Annotated in this window: 19 protein-coding genes; 10 read left to right on the top strand and 9 right to left on the bottom strand. The window is 61.9% G+C overall.

Annotated features, from left to right (window positions below; genetic code table 11):
* The first annotated feature begins 26 nt into the window (after positions 1–26).
* Complete coding sequence (locus ACWKV4_RS13170; protein WP_483832525.1) at positions 27–302, top strand: peptidylprolyl isomerase; 276 nt, start codon at positions 27–29, stop codon at positions 300–302.
* A gap of 57 nt (positions 303–359) precedes the next feature.
* Here the strand turns inward: ACWKV4_RS13170 and ACWKV4_RS13165 are convergent, their stop codons facing one another.
* Positions 360–629 (bottom strand): DUF1652 domain-containing protein, encoded by a 270-nt coding sequence (locus ACWKV4_RS13165; RefSeq protein WP_483832524.1) that lies wholly within the window; start codon positions 627–629, stop codon positions 360–362.
* Between the two features lie 337 nt (positions 630–966).
* Here ACWKV4_RS13165 and ku point away from each other — a divergent pair, with 337 nt between their 5' ends.
* The 3 genes from ku to ACWKV4_RS13150 all read left to right on the top strand — a co-directional run bounded on the left by ku (position 967) and on the right by ACWKV4_RS13150 (position 2,812).
* Positions 967–1,854 (top strand): non-homologous end joining protein Ku, encoded by an 888-nt coding sequence (ku, locus tag ACWKV4_RS13160; RefSeq protein WP_483832523.1) that lies wholly within the window; start codon positions 967–969, stop codon positions 1,852–1,854.
* Positions 1,855–1,970: 116 nt separating this feature from the next.
* Positions 1,971–2,240: a hypothetical protein gene (locus ACWKV4_RS13155; RefSeq protein ID WP_483832522.1), complete on the top strand. Its 270-nt coding sequence runs from the start codon at positions 1,971–1,973 to the stop codon at positions 2,238–2,240.
* A 206-nt stretch (positions 2,241–2,446) separates the two neighbouring features.
* A complete protein-coding gene (locus ACWKV4_RS13150) occupies positions 2,447–2,812 on the top strand; it encodes a response regulator (protein ID WP_483832521.1) in 366 nt (121 codons plus the stop codon).
* A 7-nt stretch (positions 2,813–2,819) separates the two neighbouring features.
* On the opposite strand, the gene ACWKV4_RS13145 is transcribed toward ACWKV4_RS13150, so the two are convergent.
* Complete coding sequence (locus ACWKV4_RS13145) at positions 2,820–3,239, bottom strand: hypothetical protein (RefSeq protein ID WP_483832520.1); 420 nt, start codon at positions 3,237–3,239, stop codon at positions 2,820–2,822.
* A gap of 326 nt (positions 3,240–3,565) precedes the next feature.
* On the opposite strand from ACWKV4_RS13145, the gene ACWKV4_RS13140 reads away from it, so the two are divergent.
* Together ACWKV4_RS13140 and ACWKV4_RS13135 are read left to right on the top strand one after the other, a co-directional pair.
* Complete coding sequence (locus ACWKV4_RS13140; RefSeq protein ID WP_483832519.1) at positions 3,566–5,152, top strand: ABC-F family ATPase; 1,587 nt, start codon at positions 3,566–3,568, stop codon at positions 5,150–5,152.
* A 157-nt stretch (positions 5,153–5,309) separates the two neighbouring features.
* Positions 5,310–6,593 carry an MFS transporter gene (locus ACWKV4_RS13135; RefSeq protein WP_483832518.1) on the top strand — a complete coding sequence of 428 codons (1,284 nt, stop codon included), beginning with the start codon at positions 5,310–5,312 and terminating at the stop codon, positions 6,591–6,593.
* Between the two features lie 3 nt (positions 6,594–6,596).
* Here ACWKV4_RS13135 and ACWKV4_RS13130 read toward each other — a convergent pair whose 3' ends face one another.
* Complete coding sequence (locus ACWKV4_RS13130; RefSeq protein ID WP_483832517.1) at positions 6,597–7,634, bottom strand: alpha/beta hydrolase family protein; 1,038 nt, start codon at positions 7,632–7,634, stop codon at positions 6,597–6,599.
* 168 nt (positions 7,635–7,802) lie between these two features.
* Positions 7,803–8,633: an undecaprenyl-diphosphate phosphatase gene (locus tag ACWKV4_RS13125; RefSeq protein WP_483832516.1), complete on the bottom strand. Its 831-nt coding sequence runs from the start codon at positions 8,631–8,633 to the stop codon at positions 7,803–7,805.
* A 262-nt stretch (positions 8,634–8,895) separates the two neighbouring features.
* On the opposite strand from ACWKV4_RS13125, the gene ACWKV4_RS13120 reads away from it, so the two are divergent.
* From ACWKV4_RS13120 to ACWKV4_RS13110, 3 genes are all read left to right on the top strand, one after another.
* Positions 8,896–9,420: an AAA family ATPase gene (locus ACWKV4_RS13120; protein WP_483832631.1), complete on the top strand. Its 525-nt coding sequence runs from the start codon at positions 8,896–8,898 to the stop codon at positions 9,418–9,420.
* A gap of 235 nt (positions 9,421–9,655) precedes the next feature.
* Positions 9,656–9,931: a hypothetical protein gene (locus ACWKV4_RS13115; protein WP_483832515.1), complete on the top strand. Its 276-nt coding sequence runs from the start codon at positions 9,656–9,658 to the stop codon at positions 9,929–9,931.
* A 34-nt stretch (positions 9,932–9,965) separates the two neighbouring features.
* Positions 9,966–10,655 carry a DUF421 domain-containing protein gene (locus tag ACWKV4_RS13110; protein ID WP_483832514.1) on the top strand — a complete coding sequence of 230 codons (690 nt, stop codon included), beginning with the start codon at positions 9,966–9,968 and terminating at the stop codon, positions 10,653–10,655.
* Here ACWKV4_RS13110 and ACWKV4_RS13105 read toward each other — a convergent pair whose 3' ends face one another.
* From ACWKV4_RS13105 to ACWKV4_RS13085, 5 genes are all read right to left on the bottom strand, one after another.
* Positions 10,656–11,288, bottom strand: coding sequence for a vWA domain-containing protein (locus tag ACWKV4_RS13105; protein ID WP_483832513.1), 633 nt, complete (start codon positions 11,286–11,288; stop codon positions 10,656–10,658).
* A gap of 38 nt (positions 11,289–11,326) precedes the next feature.
* Entirely contained in the window at positions 11,327–12,322 is a 996-nt protein-coding gene (locus ACWKV4_RS13100; protein WP_483832512.1) for a magnesium chelatase ATPase subunit I, read from the bottom strand.
* A 1-nt stretch (position 12,323) separates the two neighbouring features.
* Complete coding sequence (cobN, locus tag ACWKV4_RS13095; protein ID WP_483832511.1) at positions 12,324–16,100, bottom strand: cobaltochelatase subunit CobN; 3,777 nt, start codon at positions 16,098–16,100, stop codon at positions 12,324–12,326.
* A 3-nt stretch (positions 16,101–16,103) separates the two neighbouring features.
* Complete coding sequence (gene cobW / locus ACWKV4_RS13090) at positions 16,104–17,168, bottom strand: cobalamin biosynthesis protein CobW (RefSeq protein ID WP_483832510.1); 1,065 nt, start codon at positions 17,166–17,168, stop codon at positions 16,104–16,106.
* 122 nt (positions 17,169–17,290) lie between these two features.
* On the bottom strand, positions 17,291–17,740 hold the full coding sequence (locus ACWKV4_RS13085) for a PACE efflux transporter (protein WP_483832509.1): 450 nt from the start codon (positions 17,738–17,740) through the stop codon (positions 17,291–17,293).
* Positions 17,741–17,987: 247 nt separating this feature from the next.
* Here ACWKV4_RS13085 and mexE point away from each other — a divergent pair, with 247 nt between their 5' ends.
* A complete protein-coding gene (gene mexE, locus ACWKV4_RS13080; RefSeq protein WP_483832508.1) occupies positions 17,988–19,223 on the top strand; it encodes a multidrug efflux RND transporter periplasmic adaptor subunit MexE in 1,236 nt (411 codons plus the stop codon).
* Position 19,224: the final 1 nt, after the last annotated feature.

Genomic DNA, 19,224 nt, shown 5'->3' with positions numbered 1-19,224 from the left:
CTCCCGTAACCAGACACCTCACCGTTATGAAAGCACAGGCCCGCCATATTCTTGTTCCCACGGCCGAACAAGCCCAAGCCCTGCGCCAGCGCATAGCCAAAGGCGAAGCCTTTGACGTATTGGCGCGCAAACACTCGGTATGCCCTTCAGGTAAACGAGGTGGTGACCTGGGAGAAGTTCGGCCTGGGCAAATGGTTGCGGCCATCGACCAGGTGATTTTCCGCAAGGCCCTCAAACAGATTCATGGCCCGATCAAAAGCCGTTTCGGCTATCACTTGGTGCAAGTATTTTATCGAGACTGAAAAAAACCCGCATGGCTTGGTGGCTCATGCGGGTCTCGGGAAACTTTCGGCTTGCCGTTAGATACCTGCGATTCGGCGCTTCGGCCCGATGGCGCGCGTCGCATGGCGGCTTGTCATGTCCTTTCGCAAGCTTGCGATAAGGTTAGAGATGGCGCGGCTGCTGTTGAGCTTACGGGTGTCGATGCCGGTAGCAAGCACGTCGGCACGGTCCGAATTTGGCTGAAATACCTTTACAGTCAATGAATGATCCGCGCCTTGCGTGCACTGGCACCGCTGAGGGAGGAAACTGCTTTCAATGATATTGCGTAGTTCCAGCGTAGACAGCATCTTGTTTCTCCTTCGATTCAGTGAGTGCCCTGAACGCCTGCCTGCTGATAAGCATCAGGCAAGCAACCGACTCTCCATAAGTCAGCGTTTCAAAACACCTTTTTTAATGCACTTTCTATGCCTTTTAAACGTACGAGCATGTGGCTTGTATTATCAAACACTTAGTAAACAAACCTAAAGTTACATTAAAGACTCATGATGCATATTGCACGCTTTTGGCCGAGTGAGGCGTGCAGGTTGCACGTTTGTGGATCCAGTGGCACTCGGATGGGCCGCTGAACTTCTCATATGCCCCGCCAGTCATTTGAGATTATCCCGCTCATGTCAGGCAGGTCCCATGCCCCGTGCTATCTGGAAAGGCGCCGTCAGTTTCGGCCTGGTTCATATCCCTGTGGCGCTGGTTTCCGCCACCGCTTCCAAAGGGGTGGATTTCGACTGGCTAGACAAGCGCAGCATGGACCCGGTGGGCTACAAGCGCGTGAACAAAGCCACTGGCGAAGAAATGCAAAGCGACAACATCGTCAAGGGCGTGGAATACGAGAAAGGGCGCTATGTAGTGCTTAGCGAAGAAGAAATTCGCAAGGCGCACCCTGTCTCTACCCAGACCATCGAGATCTTTTCATTCGTTGATCGAGACCAGATCCCTCTGGCCAACATCGACACACCTTATTACCTCGCGCCTGATCGGCGCGGGGAAAAGGTCTATGCCCTGTTACGGGAAACCTTGAACCAGACCCATAAGGTGGCCTTGGCGCTGGTGGTACTGCATACCCGCCAATACCTCACGGCCTTGATGCCCCTTGATGATGCTCTGGTATTGGTGAAGCTACGTTGGCCGTCAGAGGTACGCGGCCTCGATAGCCTGGAGCTGGGCCCGGAAGTAACTGAGGTGGAACTGAAAAAAGGCGAGTTGGACATGGCTAAACGCCTTGTGGAAGACATGAGCGGGCAGTGGTCACCAGAAGACTACACTGATCAGTTCGAAGCCAAGATCATGGACTTGGTTAATCGCAAGGCCCATGAGGGGGAAATTGAAGACGTGGAGTCAGTGGAAGACACCGAGGGCAAGCAAAGCGCTGATGTGATCGACCTGACCGAACTGCTCAAGCGTAGCTTGGGCGGCAAGACAGGCGCGAAGCCTGCTGCAAAGGCAGCCGAGCAAAAGCCCAGCACCAGCAAGCCCGCCAAGCCCGGTACCGCGAAAAAGCCCCGCAAGGCGTCCTAACGGGCGCGTTTCCGACCGTCGCCAGAACTTGCCAGCGGTCGGTTGCATGGGGATGATGCCATAGGCCCAGGTAAGTCATCGGGCCCAGCCAGAACGCAAAGGAGGCGTAGCAGCACATGAGCCTTGGCAAGACCGAGCAGGAACTCAAGCGTGACCTCGAAGGCCTCGCACTGGATTTGAAGTGGTCAGCCGTCGAACTAAAAACCATTGCCCGCGCCCTCAAGGACAGTGGCCAACCTGCCCAGGTGCAGGCACTGCAGCGTATGGCGGAAGTGTTCGAACGGGGCGAAACCCGGTTGGCCCTGTATGCCACCGCTGTCAGTGACGGGCGTCTTGGCTGGGTGAGCGCAGAACACCCGCTAACGGAGACTGACTTGCCGTCGTGAGGTCGTACGCTGTCCATCAATACCCTCTTGGCCTGTGCTGATTTCAACGTCCAAGCGGAACCCTGGGTTTTTTCGCGGTCTTAGGCTTGCGACCTTTCCCTGCCGGGCCTTGTTAGTGAGGCATGTACGGCAATCGCTGGGTAAGGTGCTAGCCATCGGAGTTCATTGCAGTGACGGGTGTGCAATTAGTTGCAGAAAGTGCTCGCTTGAAAGTACTGATCGCTGAAGACGATGAGCTGCTCAGGCTGATCGCCGAAGAAGTGGTGGAGCAGCTCGAACTTGACGTGGTGAGCTTCGAAACCGCCGACGAAGCGATAACCTACATGCGCACCCATCCTGACGATGTGTCGATCGTAGTAACGGACTACAACATGCCCGGCGAACTGGACGGCTGGGAATTCGCCAAGCTGGTGTGCAAGAAGTGGCCAGACGTTCCGATCATTCTGACGACAGGCTCCGCTGGCGAAAGCGAGGGTAATATCCGCTTTTTGCAAAAACCCTGGCAGATCGGCCAGCTGACGGACTTGCTACGGTCGATGACCTCAGCCCTGAACCGCCGCCTGCTTAGGTGACCCCCCTCTACAGGGCAGGCTGGCGGGAAAATCCAAACCCCCGGCGACATAACCACCCCCAGTGCAGCGTCAGGCAAACACCTGCTTCCGGTAGCGGCCTGAGCACGGTCATGATGGGAAAGGCCAACGCCAGTTGCACCGCGCCCAGAAACGCAAAGAAGGTCGCCAGGCGCATGGGCGGCCGCTGGGGTAAGCCGGTATGAATGAAATGAAAGAATTGGCACCATAGATTCAGCACGCCGAACCAGCACAGGGCCAGCGTTGCACTGGCTACCGCCTCCTGCAGGTGCCAGGCCCGCCCCGACATGGCAACTTCCACAGCCAAACCCAAGTAGAAGTAGCTCCAGAAAATCAACCAGGCTGTGCCCGGCACCAGCACCAGGCTAAAACCGGATCCGACCAGGGTTTTGGACAACATGGTTTTCACACGACTGACTCCTTTCAGTTCGCTATTGGGCAGTCATTGCGACGCAAGACGTTTAAAACTAATCCAGAATCGCCGCCACGTCATCTGGCATTTACGCAAGTCACCACTCAGGCATTCTTTATTGCCTGCCATACACCTCGCAAAGCAGCTATGCGACAATGCACGTCTTAGCCGGTCAGCACCGGTTTTTTTACGGCGCAGCCTTCTTGTACCGCCACTTGCCGCTACGCGCGCAGTGGCCCGCCAGCTTTGGCGTGACCTTTCAGTCCGTTGTCGCCACGGCTCGGTCGTCTTTTCCCTTTGTACGTCTTCGATAGGTAAGTCTCTTGATCTCCACCGCTAACATCACGATGCAGTTTGGCCCCAAGCCGCTGTTCGAGAACGTCTCGGTCAAATTCAACAATGGCAACCGCTATGGCCTGATCGGCGCCAACGGTTGTGGCAAATCGACCTTCATGAAGATCCTGGGAGGTGACCTGGAGCCAAGCGGTGGTCAGGTCATGCTCGAACCTAACGTGCGCCTGGGTAAGTTGCGCCAGGATCAATTCGCCTATGAAGCTTTCTCGGTCATCGACACCGTAATCATGGGCCATGAGCAACTGTGGAAGGTCAAGGCCGAGCGCGACCGCATTTATTCGTTGCCCGAGATGACCGAAGCCGATGGCATGGCAGTCGCCGAGTTGGAAACCGAATTCGCGGAAATGGACGGCTATACCGCTGAGTCCAGGGCCGGTGAACTGCTGCTTGGCCTGGGGATTCCCCTGGAGCAGCACTTCGGCCCCATGAGCGAAGTCTCCCCGGGCTGGAAACTGCGGGTGCTGTTGGCCCAGGCGCTGTTCTCCGACCCCGACGTGCTGCTGCTGGACGAACCGACCAACCACCTGGACATCAACACCATTCGCTGGCTCGAAAGCGTGCTTACGGCGCGCAACAGTACCATGGTGATCATTTCCCACGACCGGCACTTCCTCAACAGTGTCTGCACCCACATGGCGGACCTCGATTACGGCGAGCTGCGCCTGTTCCCCGGGAACTACGACGAGTACATGACGGCGGCGACCCAGTCCCGCGAACAGTTGCTGTCAGACAACGCCAAGAAAAAAGCCCAGATTGCCGAGCTGCAAACCTTCGTCAGCCGCTTCTCGGCCAACGCTTCCAAGGCCAAGCAGGCGACTTCACGAGCCAAGCAGATCGACAAGATCCAGTTGGCCGAGGTTAAGCCGTCCAGCCGCGTGAGCCCGTTCATCCGTTTCGAACAAAACAAGAAGCTGCACCGCCAGGCGGTGACCGTGGACAACCTGGCCAAGGGCTTTGATGGCAAGCCACTGTTCGAGCGCATGGGCTTTCAGGTAGAGGCCGGCGAGCGAGTAGCGATCATTGGCCCCAATGGCATCGGTAAAACCACCTTGCTGCGGCTGCTGATGAGTGAGCTGCAGCCGGACAAGGGCATGGTCAAATGGACCGATAGCGCCGAGCTGGGTTATTACGCCCAAGACCACGCCTCGGACTTCGAAGACGACTCCACCCTATTCGATTGGATGGGCCAGTGGACCCAGGGCGGCGAGCAACTGGTGCGGGGCACCCTGGGCCGCATGCTGTTCTCCAGCGACGAGATCAGCAAATCGGTGAAGGTCATCTCCGGGGGTGAACAGGGCCGCATGTTGTTCGGCAAGCTGATTCTGCAAAAGCCGAACGTGCTGGTGATGGACGAGCCCACCAACCACTTGGACATGGAGTCGATCGAGGCGCTGAATCTGGCGCTTGAGAATTACCCTGGAACCCTGTTGTTCGTCAGTCACGACCGGGAGTTCGTGTCCTCCCTGGCCACGCGCATCATCGAGCTGACCCCCACCGGCGTGGTGGACTTCAGCGGCACCTACGACGAATACCTACGCAGCCAAGGCGTAGTATAAAGCCCCCTGGCGAATCCGGGATACAGCTCATCCTTTCGAGCGGTGCCACTGCCTTTCGCCAGCTTTGCTGGCGCCTACACGAGCGAGAGCGGCGGTCACACCTGTAGCCAGCGAAACTGGCGAATGCGGGATCATAAACCATGGTCCCGCAGCCGCCATGGCCCTGCCGGAATTATTCCTTAGCCTGCTTTCAATTTTCCCGCTCGCTGGCGATCATAGCCTTAGGCCCACCGCCCAAGAGCGAGCTATGACCATCCCTTCCGGCACTACCCCCGCGCGGTCCAGCGCGGTGACTTGGCAAATCCTATCCATCGTTTTTTACACCTTTATCGCCTTCTTCTGCATCGGGCTGCCCATCGCGGTGATTCCGGGCTACGTGCATGACGTGCTGGGTTTCAACGCTGTGTTGGCTGGGGTGGTGATTGCCGCGCAATACCTGGCAACCTTGCTGATCCGGCCAGTGGCTGGGCGTTTGGCCGACAACCTGGGCACCAAGCGCACCATTACCTATGGGCTGTACGCCATCGCCGTCAGTGGCGCGCTGACCTTGCTTGCGACCCTGCTGCATACCTGGGCCCACTACAGCCTGGGGGTGCTGATGGTGGCGCGCCTGCTGCTCGGCGTTGGCCAAGGGATGGTGGGGGTTGGCACCAGCAGTTGGGGGATTGGTCAGGTGGGGCCGGAACACACGGCCAAGGTGATTTCCTGGAACGGTATCGCCTCTTACGGGGCCATCGCTATAGGCGCCCCTTTGGGTGTCGTCATGACCTCGGACCTGGGCTTCCATGCCTTGGGCGTGGTGCTGTTCGCGCTGCCGGCCCTGGGCCTGTACCTGCTGCGCAAGCGGCCATCGGTGCCGGTTGTGCGAGGCGAGCGCCTGCCCTTCTGGGCCGCGTTCGGGCGGGTAGCGCCCTTTGGCCTGGGGCTGTGCCTGGCCTCCATCGGCTATGGCACCTTGACGACCTTCATTACCCTCTATTACCTGGAGCAAGGTTGGGCCGGCGCGGCCTTCTGCCTGACTGCCTTTGGCGCCTGCTTCATTCTGGCGCGGTTGCTGTTTATCAACGCCATCAACCATTACGGTGGGTTTACCGTTGCCTTCGCTTGCCTGGCCGTGGAAACCGTTGGTTTTATCTTTCTATGGCTGGCGCCCTCCCCCATCTTTGCGCTGATTGGCGCCAGCCTCGCGGGCTTTGGCTTGTCTTTGGTATACCCCGCCCTGGGTGTGCTGGCCATCGAGCGAGTACCGCCGGCCAGCCGAGGTTCTGGGCTAGGCGCCTTTGCTGTGTTTTTCGATATCGCCCTGGCCCTGGCGGGGCCAATCATGGGGGCATTGGCGGCCAGTGCCGGTTACGCACCTATCTTCCTGTGCGCGGCGGGGCTGTCCATGGTGGGGCTGTCGCTGATCGGCTGGCTGGCCCGTGAAGGTCAACGCGCCTGAACGCTATTGGTCGGCGGTTTGCCAACCGGCGCGGGTAGGCCGGCCCAGTGACTGGGCAAAGAAACGCCCTGCCTCGTCAATCAGGCTACGGTGGATGCCAGCCCTGTCGACGCCTTGGGCATCCTTGCACAGCGCGGGCAGCTCGCGCTCCTGTTCGGGTGTGCAGGGCGCCATGAACACAAAGTGCCCCGCCCCCGCCAGCGGATGGTAACGGGCTTTAACCGGCAGCTTGCGCGCCAAGGCCTCAGCGTTTTTATCCACGGCGACCAACTGGTCGTTGTCCCCAGCGTAGATAAGCGTTGGCACATGCACGGTAGCCAGGGCATGGCGCCCGAACATCAGGCTCAGCGGGGCCATGAGCAACAGGGCGTGTACCCGAGGGTCGGCCTTGGCTGTGAGGTCCTTGCGGTCGGCGACCAATTCACCGTGCCGCTTGCAGGCGTCGGCATCGAAGGGCCGCTCGATGCAGTAGGCCTTCAAGCGTGCCAGATCGGGCTGAGCCCCAGAGAGGATCAAGGCGGTTTCACCCCCTGCGGAGTAACCGATTACCCCTACCTGAGCCGCGTTCACAAAGGGTGACAGCATAGGCTCATTCAGGGCCGCGGTGATGGCAGCGGAAATTTGCAAAGGCCTGCCATAGAGATTGCTCAGGGTACCCAGGCGGCTTTGATCCAGGTAGTTATCCCCTGGATGCACCACCGCCACCACTACAAAGCCTCGCTCGGCGATGGACGTGATCACATCGTGCAGGGCCAGGGGCGTTCCAGTGTTGCCATGTGACAGCATCAGCAACGGGAAACGCCCGATGGCGATGGGTGCATCGTTGGAGGCATCGACCTGATACCCTTCCATGCGCAGGCCATGGCCCCTTTCACCTGAGGGGTAAAAGGCATAGGCATGCATGGGCTTGCCGTCCAAAGGGTCCTGAAAGGTCAGCCGGTGTACCCCCACGCCCCAGTGGGCATGTGGCGCAGCCTGAGCCTGCACCGAAAACAGGCTCCATAGCACAAGCATGCCTAGATATGTACACCAGCGTCCCATCCCTGCGCCCTCACCTGCCCCGTGAGCACGCTTACCGGCGGTGCCCCTTGCCGTGATCGGAACAACGCCGCCTGGCCCCGCGGTGCTTAAGCACAACATGGGCCAGGTTCAGGTATTGATGGGTATCTGCGATATCGACTGGCGCCGCGGGCCGAGGTTCAGCGCCGTTCAGCCCTGGGCGGTGGACCAATCGACCCAGTGCAATTGCCAGGTCAGCAGAATCAGCAAACCAAAGCCGATGCGGTACCAGGCAAACACGGCGTAGCTATGCCGGGCAATGAATGCCAGCAACCCCTGAACCGCGATCATGGCGAAGACAAAGGACACCACAAAACCCAGGGCAAACACCGGCAGGTCGCTGGCCTGGAACAGGTACCGGTATTTATAGCCGGAATACACCGCTGCCCCGACCATCGTAGGCATGGCCAGGAAAAACGAAAACTCCGTTGCCGCGGTTCGAGACAGGCCAAACAGCAGCCCGCCGATGATGGTAGAACCGGAGCGAGACGTGCCGGGGATCATTGCCAGGCATTGCGCGCAGCCGATCTTAAGGGCATCGGCCCAGTGCATGTCATCCACATTGGCGACCCTTACCGGGTGCTCGCGCCGCTCGGCCCAAAGCATCACTAGCCCGCCCAGGATCAAGGCCACGGCTACTGTGACCGGGTTGAACAGGTACTGGTGAATCACATCTGAAAACAGTACCCCCAAGACCACTGCCGGTAGAAAAGCGATCAACAAGTTGGCGGTAAAGCGCCGCGCTTTCGGCTGCGTGGCCAGCCCCGCGGTTACGCTGATAATTTTGCCTTTGAAATGCCACATCACCGCCAGGATGGCGCCAAGCTGAATGATGATGTTGAACGCCATCGCCCGCTCACCGCCAAAATCCAGCAGGTCAGCCACGATGATCTGATGCCCGGTGCTGGAAATCGGTAAGAACTCAGTCAGCCCTTCGACGATGCCCAATACAATGGCCGAGGCGGCCGTCCACATATCCATTCACTTCCCCCGAAGCGGGCCGTGCGACCACAGCCTTGATATACATTGACTAAAACGCGTGAGTTCGCTGGAAATGTCTGAATTATTCGTTAGGTTTCCCGGCAGGTTCCCGCTCGCGCGGCGATTCTGAAGCAAGCCAGCCGGTATTGCCAGCGCGCAAGCGCAGCCTTTGCCCACGCAGGCAGGTACCCTTGCAACGCGTGGTGGGTTAGGTGATAAGGCCATGCGCACATTCGAAGAACCCTTACAGCAAAGTGCCCCTATGAACGTGATCGTGCTCACTGGCCCTGAATCCTCTGGCAAGAGCCAACTGGCAAGCCACCTCCAGCGTACCCATGGGGGCGTGCTGTGCGGCGAGTATGTGCGAGCGTTCATCGACCAGCACCAACGCGACACTACCCTGGCAGACGTCACCGCTATCGCCCGGGGCCAACTTGCCCTGGAGGACCAGGCGCGTGCCGGTAAGCCAGCCTGGGTATGGCTTGATACCCATTTGCTGAACAATATCGTCTGGAGCCAGGTGCTGTTCGGTAGCAGCCCGGCCTGGCTGGAGCAAGCCTTGCGCGAGCGGCATTACGACCTGCACCTGCTGCTTTCACCCGAAGGCGTGCCCTGGGTGTATGACCCCCAGCGCTGCCAACCGAACATTGGTGAGCGGCGTGGCTTTTTTGAGGCCTGTCGCGCCTGGCTGGAGGCGAATCAGCAAGCCTATGTGGTGCTGGAAGGTGACTGGGCCGCAAGACAAGCTCAGGCCGAAGCAGCCCTTGGTTGTGCTTTTCCACCCTAGAGCGCCCAGGCTGCCGGCCGTCGCCTGGGGGGAATTTATCCTGCTTTTGCAGCTCTTAACGCTGCGGGCGCGGTAGTAAGGCCTTGTTCAAGGACACACCCTTGGGCTGCCTTAAGAAAAATATTTATCGCGCTTGTGACTCGCCGGTCAGGTCGAGGCATCAGTATGCTAACTGCCGCCTCTGTCGACGCGGCGCCGCTATCCTGCCATGCCTTTTAAGAGAGCAAACACCCCCATGGACGCAACGCTGCGTGTCAACGAAGCCCTTCTGATCGCCGGCCACGCTTTCGAACCTTTCCAATGTGTCGCCTGGACCCAGCAAGAGGGGGACGGCGCCCTTAGCATTACCGTTATCGACCACACTAGCCATAACCTGTGCCGCGCCCGACTGCCCGCCAGCGCCTATTCCAACCCGGCCAAGCTGGCCAGTGCCTTGGAAGCTGTGCGCGCCGGCCTGTCAAGCCACGGCCATGCACTGCAGCCCTGGAGCATGCCCTCCTGCGCTCACTGAATACCGCCGATAACGGCCCTGGCCTGCCTAGGGCATGAGTGCCGTGGACTGGCATCGGGTATTGCTCGATAAGCAATCACTGGTCTTCCTGTGGGAAGTGGCTGGGCGCACTGTGTTGGCCTACAGCGTGGTGTTTATCTTTCTCAAAATTGCCGGCCGCCGAGGCGTTCGCCAGCTGTCGCTGTTCGAACTGGTGGTTATCCTGACCCTGGGCTCCGCTGCCGGTGACGTGACCTTCTATGATGACGTGCCGGTATTGCCGGTGCTTATGGTGTTTCTGGTCATGACCTTGCTGTACCGGCTGACCACCTTCCTGATCGAACACAGCAGCCACTTCGGCGAGTGGTTGGAGGGCCGGGCCTTCCCGGTCATTCGCGATGGCCTGTTCGACTTGGAAACCTTGGACAAGGGCAACGTTTCCCACGATGAGTTCCTAATGGAACTGCGTCTGCATGGCGCTGAGCATCTGGGGCAGATCCGCTTGGCGCTGCTGGAGGTCAACGGCGATGTCAGCGTGTATTTCTATGAGCGTGATGAAGTAAAGCCAGGCTTGTCGATTCTGCCCAAAGCGTTTCGCAACCCCGCCAGGGCGCCCGAGGTTAGTGGGTACTATGCCTGTGAACACTGTGGTGGGGTGCAGCAGTTGGCAGGCCAGCAAACTCTGAACTGCCCCCGCTGCACGTACGATCAGTGGAGCCTGGCGATCAGCCGACCGCGAGCCTGATCAAGGCACTTCCCTTCCCGGCGCGGCGGCCAGGCTGTCAATGTGCACATAGCGCGCCTGCAGCCTTTCGGCCATCAGCCGGGCTTTGCCGAGCCTGATCGCCCCGAGTTCGATATCTACCAGCAAGGTATCGCAACCAACGCTCTGGATACCGTCGAGGGACTTCACGCGGCCATCGGTCACCACCACGCAGCGCTGGGCTTGGCCGGGGGCGCGCTTGCGATGACGGCCAAGCCACTCACCCGCCTGAGCCAGGGCCGGTAGCAGTGGCGTTCCACCGCCAGCGCCTAAGGCATCCAACCAGGGGCCCAAGGCAGCCGAGGCTTTCAATCCCTGGCGTTGCCATTGGGGGCCGCTGCCGCTGGCGGTCAACAGGGCCAGCCGCGCCCGTTGCCGGTAGGCTTGGTCGAACAGCGCTTGCAAAAAGCCCTTTGCCCTGGCGAGCGAGCCATTGCGCCGAGTAGAGGCCGAGGCATCTACCAGTACTAGCCACAATGGGGCCGCACTGGCGGGGCCCTGTTGCCAGCGCAGGTCTGCCCTCGAACGCGGGTGCCCCTGGGCAAAGGTCGCCGCCCAGGCGATACGCCCATTGGCGGCAGCCGGGCCGTGCCCCTGGTTGTTGCGCGTGGTCAACTGCGTACGTTTGGCCCCCGCGCCTTGTGGGCGAGGGCTCAGGGCTTTTTTGGCCACTCCGGCAACGCAGTCCGGGGGCCGGCTGGCACCGCCTGGGCGGGCAATTGCCCCCAGTCTCCAGGGCCTTGATTGCTTTGGTCAGGGGGTGGCTGGGAAGGCGGCGGTGGTGGCGGTGGCTGTTCGGCAACGCTGGGCTGGCGCCGATGGCGCAGGGCAAACTCGGCTACCGCGTCTATGTCCTGCTCACTGATGACACATGCCCCACGCCAGGCGGCATGGGCACGCGCCGCCCGCAGCCAGACCAAGTCGGCCCGCAGCCCGTCCACCCCCGCGGCGTGACAGGCCTGGCTGATCCGCGCCAAGGCTTCGTCGCTCAAAGGCACCTGTTCCAGGCGCGCCCTGGCGTCACGGCAGCGATCACTCAAGGCCCTTTGCTCAGCCTGCCACTGGGCGCGGAACCCGGCAGGGTCACTGTCGAACGCCAGCCGTCGGCGGATAATGGCCTGGCGGTCCTCAGGCAATGGGCGATGTTCCAAAGCCAGGCTGAAACCGAAGCGATCCAGCAACTGTGGACGAAGCTCCCCCTCTTCAGGGTTCATGGTGCCGATCAACACGAAGCGTGCCGGGTGTTCGTGGGAGATGCCGTCGCGCTCGATACGGTTCACCCCACTGGCCGCAACGTCCAGCAGCACGTCCACCAGGGGGTCTGGCAGCAGGTTCACTTCATCCACATACAGCACCCCGCCGTCGGCAGTGGCCAACACCCCAGCGCAGAACTTTACCCGGCCTTGCCCGAGGGCGGCGTCCAGGTCCAATGTGCCGACCACGCGGTCTTCACTGGCGCCGAGCGGCAGGGTCACGAAGGGCGCGCCGTCGAGCAGGTCTGCCAGGCCGCGAGCCAAGGTACTCTTGGCCATGCCCCGTGGCCCTTCGATCAGCACGCCACCGATCTTCGGGTCGATGGCGGCCAGGCACAAGGCAAGCTTCAAAGGCTCGGCGCCGACCACCGCCGTCAACGGATAATGAAACGACATCTCAGCCCTCTTCTTCGCTGTCCATCAGCAGGTGTTCAAGCGCCTCGGCATAGGCACCAGGTTCCTGCCATAACCCGCGTTGCTGGGCCTCTAGCAGGCGCTCGGCCATGTCGCGCAAGGCGTGTGGATTATGCTGGCGCAGAAACTCGCGGTTGTCGGCATCCAGCACGTAGGCCTCGGCCACGAGCGCGTACTGGTGATCGTCGATCAAGCCAGTGGCAGCGTCGAAGCCGAACAGGTTATCCAAGGTAGCGGCCATTTCGAAGGCACCCTTGTACCCGTGGCGCCGCGCGCCTTCGATCCACTTGGGGTTCACCGCGCGCGCGCGCACCACTTTATTGATGGCTTCTTTCAGGGTGCGGATACGCGGCACGTCAGCCTGGCTATGGTCGCCATGGTAGCTGGCGGCCTCTTGACCGCTTTGCTGATGCACCGCCGCCAGCATCCCGCCCTGGAATTGGTAGTAGTCATTGGAGTCGAGCAGGTCGTGCTCGTTGTTGTCCTGGTTGTGCAGCACCGCCTGCACCTGGCCCAGCCGCCGTGCCAACTCGGCCCGTGCGGGTGCCCCGTCATCCTGTGCGCCATAGGCATAGCCCGAATGGTTCAGGTAGGCGTTGGCCAGGTCGCCGCGCTCGGACCACTGGCGGGACTCCACCACCCCCTGCACGCCCGCGCCATAGGCTCCAGGCTTGGCGCCGAACACCCGCCAACCGGCCTGGCGCCGTGCCTCGTCCGGGGCAACGCCCTGGGCTTGCAAGCTGGCGTGCTCGGCGCGTACCCGCTCGGCCAACGGGTTCATGTCCGCAGGCTCGTCCAGCGCGGCCACCGCCTGTACGGCGGCATCGAACAAGCGAATGAGGTTACCGAAGGCATCGCGGAAAAACCCGGACACGCGCAAGGTGACATCCACCCGAGGCCTGTCCAGCAGGCTCAGGGGGAGGATTTCGAAATCGTCTACCCGCTGGCTACCGGTGGCCCACACCGGGCGTACCCCGAGCAGCGCCATGGCCTGGGCGATATCGTCCCCGCCGGTGCGCATGGTGGCCGTGCCCCATACCGACAGCCCCAGGGTACGCAGGTGGTCGCCATGGTCCTGAAGGTGGCGCTCCAATACCAGATTGGCCGAGGCAAAACCCAGGCGCCAGGCAGTGGGCGTGGGCAGGTTGCGCACGTCCACGCTGTAGAAGTTGCGCCCAGTGGGCAGTACGTCCAGGCGGCCCCGGCTGGGCGCGCCGCTCGGCCCGGGAGCTACGAATCGCCCGGCTAGCGCCGCCAGCAGGTTGTGGGTTTCAGCCGCGCCACACGCATCCAGGGTGGGGGCTACGGTCTGGGTCAAGGCCTGCATCACGGCCGCTACACCGGCCCAGTGTTCCCCTGCCGGGCACTGCCAATGGCCGGCCAAGGCCTGCTCGATCAACCGGTTGCCAAACAGCTCCAGCCGTTCGCGAGTATCCCCTTGGGTGCGCCAGGGCCCGCCTGGCAAAGCCGCCAGCCACTCAGGCCGCGGCCCTTGCCAGGGTTCTCCAAAGGCACAGTCCAACGGATCGAAGCCCAGTTCAAACGCATTGGCCAGCGCCCGTTGCAGGCTGGCGTCACCGCCCTTGCCCGCCCCGCGCGGCACCCGCAGCAAGGCCGCCAGGGTATCGATGCGCAGCCGGCCCTCGGGCGACTCGCCGAATATATGCAGGCCGTCGCGGATCTGGGATTCTTTCAGGTCGCACAGGTAGGTATCAAGCCGAGGCAGCCAGGCGTCGGCGTCATCCAGGCTAACCTCGGCCAGGCCTAATTCGCGGTCCAACTGGGTCGCGCGGACCAGCGCCAGGATCTCCCGCTGCAACTCCAGCGCCCGGCGCCGATCCAGCAACTGCGCCTCATAGTACTCATCGGCCAGTTGCTCGAGATCGCGCAGCGGCCCGTAGCTTTCGGCACGGGTCAGCGGCGGCATCAGGTGGTCGATGATCACGGCCTGGGTGCGGCGCTTGGCCTGGGCACCCTCTCCTGGATCGTTGACGATAAAGGGGTAGATATTAGGCAGCGGGCCGAGCAGTGCATCGGGCCAGCAACTGGCCGACAAACCCACGCCCTTGCCGGGCAACCATTCCAGGTTGCCGTGCTTGCCCACATGAATCAGCGCATGGGCACCGTACACATGGCGCAGCCAGAAATAAAAAGCCAGGTAACCGTGCGGGGGAACCAGGTCCGGATCGTGGTAGGTGGCACTGACATCCAACTGGTAGCCGCGCGCAGGCTGTATGCCTACGAAGGTTTCGCCAAGGCGCAACCCTGCCACCATCAGCCGCCCGCCACGGAACATCGGGTCTTGCTCAGGCGCGCCCCAACGCTCGGTCACGGCTTGCTGGCAGGCCAAGGGCAAGTTGAGAAAGGCGTCGGTATAGGCCTCCAGCGCCAGGCTTTGGGCACAGGGGCGGGCGTCCAGATGCTCCAGGTCATTGCTGACCCCGCCGAGCAAGGTATGAACCAGCTCGGTGCCAGTGGCTGGCAAATCGGCCACGGGGTAACCCTGCTCGGCCATGGCCGCCAAAATGTTCAAAGCGGCCGCTGGCGTGTCCAGCCCTACCCCGTTACCGATACGGCCGTCACGGGTCGGGTAATTGGCCAGAATCAGGCCCACCCGTTTTTTGGCCGGGGCCATGCGGGCCAAGGCCACCCAGTTGGCGGCCAACCGGGCGACCCAGGCCATGCGCTCGGGGTGCGCCTGATAACACACCACGTCGCTCTGGCTGCGTTCGCTGCGCCAAGCCAGGCTCTTGAAGCTAATCGGCCGGCTGATGATACGGCCGTCCAGTTCGGGCAAGGCCACATGCATGGCCAGGTCCCGTGGGCCCAGGCCCTGCGGGCTTTGCTCCCACATGGGCTGGTTGTCCTGGGCGCAGATCGCTTGAATGACCGGCACATCCCGGCGCAAGGGGCGTTGCTTGGGGGCGTCGGGGCTGGCCAGGGCAAAGCCGGTGGTATTGATGACCACGGCCGCCTCGACCTCATCCATCCAGGTTTCGAGCTGGGCCAGACAGGCCGCCTCTTTCAAGCTGGCCACGGCCACCGGCATAGGGTTCAGGCCCGCCTCGGCCAGCGCTTGGCAGAAGGTATCGATAAACCCGGTGTTCGCGCCTTGCAGGTGCGAGCGATAAAACACCAGGGGCACCACCGCCGCCCCAGGTACCCACTGGGCCTGCCATTGGTCTAGGGTGGTTGTTCCCTGCTTAGGGTGATAAAGGCTGACCCTAGGCAGGGCCGTAGGTGGCTGCCAAGGCAGCGGCTGCGCCAACGCCTGAGGAAAGGCCTTGGCGACCAGGTAGGCGAACAGTGAACGGGCGTTGTCCATGCCACCCTGGCGCAGGTATTGCCATACCTGGGTAGCCACTGCGTCAGGCAGGGTGCCCAGGGCCAATAGATCGGGATCTGGCCGGTCGCAACCGGGCACCATCACCAGTTGCACCCCCTGCTCGGCCAGTTGGAGGAGCTGATCCGCGCCATAGGGCCAATAGCTCACGCCGCCATGCAGCGACAGCACGATCAGCTTGGCGTGGCGCAGCACCTGGTCCACATACAGGTCTACCGAGGCGTGATTCTGCACCTGCATGGGGTTGGCCAGGCGCAGGCTGGGATAATCCGCTGGCAACGCCTTCGCGGCTTCGGCCAGCAGCGCCAGGTGCGAATCACCGCTGCACAGGATGACCATGTCCGCCGGGGTTTGGCCCAGGTCGGCAATGCTGTCGTCAGGAACAAACCCCCCAGGCTGGGTACGGAGCAGGTGCATCGGTCAGCCGCGCAGCGCTTGGGTCAGCTCGGCGCGCAGCACCGCTTCATCCAGCGCCTGGCCAATAAGCACCAGTTTGCTCACCCGTGCCTCGCCCGCCGCCCAAGGGCGGTCGAAGTGGCGATCAAACCGGCTGCCGACCCCCTGCACCAGCAGGCGCATGGGCTTACCGGGAATGGCAGCGAAGCCTTTGACCCGTAACACGTCATGGCGCTGAACCACCCCTTGCAGCGCGGCCAGCAGGCTGGCTTCTGGCGCCTCGGGCAACTCGACCCAGATCGAGTCGAAGGCATCGTGATCGTGGTCGGCTTCTTCGCCGTCGTGGTGTTGGTCGTGGTGGGTCTGACGGCTATCGATATGAGCCTCGGAGGCCGCGCCCAGGCCAAGCAGCACGTCGAGCGGCAGTCTGCCAGAAGTGGCTTCCACCACCTTGACCGCCGCGGGCAATTCTTCACCCACTTGGGCCCGCACCTGGGCCAGGCCCTTGGCGCCGATCAGGTCTACCTTGTTCAATACCACCAAGTCGGCGCTGGCGAGCTGGTCCTCGAACAGCTCGTGCAAGGGGGATTCATGGTCCAGGTTAGGGTCTTGCTTGCGCTGCGCGTCCACGGCATCCGGGAAGGCGGCGAAGGTGCCCGCGGCCACTGCCGGGGCATCTACCACGGTGATCACCGCATCGACGGTGCAGGCATTACGGATTTCCGGCCATTGGAAGGCCTGCACCAGCGGCTTGGGCAAGGCCAGGCCGCTGGTCTCGATCAGAATGTGGTCCAGGTCGCCCCGGCGTTTGACCAGCTCGCGCATCACCGGGAAGAACTCTTCCTGCACCGTGCAGCACAGGCAACCATTGGCCAGCTCGAACACCCGGCCGGTGGCCTCTTCTTCGGTGCAACCGATGCTGCACTGCTTGAGCAGGTCGCCATCGATGCCCAACTCGCCGAACTCATTGACGATCACCGCGATGCGCCGGCCCTGGGCGTTGTCCAACATATGCCGCAGCAAGGTGGTTTTACCCGAGCCTAGAAAGCCGGTAACAATGGTGACGGGAAGTTTGCTGAGCGTTTTCATGGGGTGCCTGCGGGGCAAGGCGGGCGCCAGTTAGCCAGGGCCGAGGCCCTGGGCACTTAGCACCGGCCCCTTGCCCGGTTGAATGGGTAAACGGGCAAGCCTACGCAGTGGCAGGCATGAGGTCAATCTGCGCCGGCGCAGGTGGCGGCAGATGCGTTTTGCTGTGCAGGCAGCCCAAATACTTTGTCGAACAACCATTGAAAGCCATAGGCATAGAAAAAAAAGAATACGAACAGCCCCAGGTTGGCCCCGACGGCCACAGCCGGGCTCACGCCTAACCCGTAGGCCATCACCGGCGTCAGCATGATGACTAAGCCGCCTTCGAACCCTACCGCGTGCAGCAGCCGGCGTGCCGGGGTGCGGGTGCGCCAGCCTTTGTGTCGCTCAAAGGCTTCAAACCCGTGGTTGAACAGCATGTTCCAGAGCAGGGCTATGGCGCTGATAACCACAGACAGCACCGTGGAATGGCCCATGCCCTGATCGAAGATCAAGGACAAGGCCGGGGCCACGAACACCAACGCCCCCACTTCATACAGCACCGCCTGCACAACCTTGCGTAACGCCCCTTGCATATTCGACCCTCCGTCCTCGGCCCGCCAGCATCCAGGGTTAAGGACGCTAGCGCAAGCCGCTGAAGGGGCTGGGGTGCAACAGGCTAAACGCCGGTTATCCGCGGTACCTTTTAAAGGCGCTAGCGGTCCCGGTACCGCGGGCTTAATCACTCCCACTGATAGTTATCTTCGAATCATTCGATTCGTCGATGATCGCGCCGCTCGCCATTATCCGCACCATTGCTGATAACAACCGGGCGGGCCTTCTATGGAACAGTCATTCAAACCCTTGCATCTCCCCCTTGCCGCGCTGGCGCTCACCGTCTTGGCCGCCTGCGGCCGGGCGCCAGAAACCGCCCAGGCGCCTCAAGCTCCGAAGGTAAGCGTAGCGCAGGTGCTTGACCAGCCGGTCAATGAGTGGGATGAGTTCACCGGCCGCCTGGAGGCGCCGGAAACCGTGCAGATACGCCCTCGCGTTGCCGGGCAGATCGACCAGGTGGCCTTTACCGAAGGCACGCTGGTGAAAAAGGGTGATGTGCTGTTCCAGATCGACCCAAGGCCGTTCCAGGCTGAAGTGCATCGCCTGGAAGCCCAGTTGCAGCAGGCCCGAGCCAGTGCCGCCAACAGCGAAAGCGAGGCTAGCCGTGGCGAGCGCCTGCGCGGCGCCAACGCCATTTCCGCTGAGTTGGCCGATGCCCGTAACAGTACCGCGCAGGCCGCTCGCGCTGGCGTAGCAGCCATTCAGGCTCAACTGGACCTGGCCCGTCTCAACCTGAGCTTCACCCGAGTCACTTCGCCTATCTCTGGCAAGGTAGGCCGCGCCGAAATCACCGCCGGCAACTTGGTGACCGCCGACAGCAGCCTGCTGACCCAGGTGGTGTCTACCGACAAGGTATATGCCTACTTCGACGCCGACGAACGCGCGTTCCTTAAATACAGCCAGCTGACCCGCGACGGCCGCGTGAGCGCGGCGGCCCCGGTATACATGGGCCTGTCCAACGAGGACGGCAACAGCCACCTGGGCCAGCTGAACTTCCTGGATAACCAAGTCAACCCGCAAACCGGCACCATCCGTGGCCGCGCGGTTTTCGATAATCACAACGGCGAGTACACCCCCGGCCTGTATGCCCGGCTCAAATTGGTGGGCAGCGGCGTGTACGAAGCCGTGCTGATCAAGGACGAAGCCGTAGGGACCGACCTTGGCAAGAAATTCGTGCTGGTGATGGACCCGGACAACAAGGCCAGCTACCGCTCCGTGGAGTTGGGCCCCAAGCTTGAAGGCCTGCGTATCGTTCGCAGCGGCCTGGCCAAGGGTGATCGCATCGTGGTGAGCGGTTTGCAGCGAGTACGCCCGGGCAGCACGGTGGATCCTCAGACCGTACCCATGGCCAGCAAAGAGACCCTGGCGGCCCTGGCTGAGCAGCGCCAAGCCCTCGAAGCCCACAACCCGCCCGCAGCCCCTGCCCCGCAGAAGGTTGCCAGTGCCCTGCCCCCTCGCGGCTAAA

The sequence above is a fragment of the Pseudomonas artemisiae genome (genome assembly GCF_057128685.1).
The sequence above is the reverse complement of the archived record's forward strand: the minus strand, read 5'-3'. Positions and strand labels throughout refer to the sequence as shown.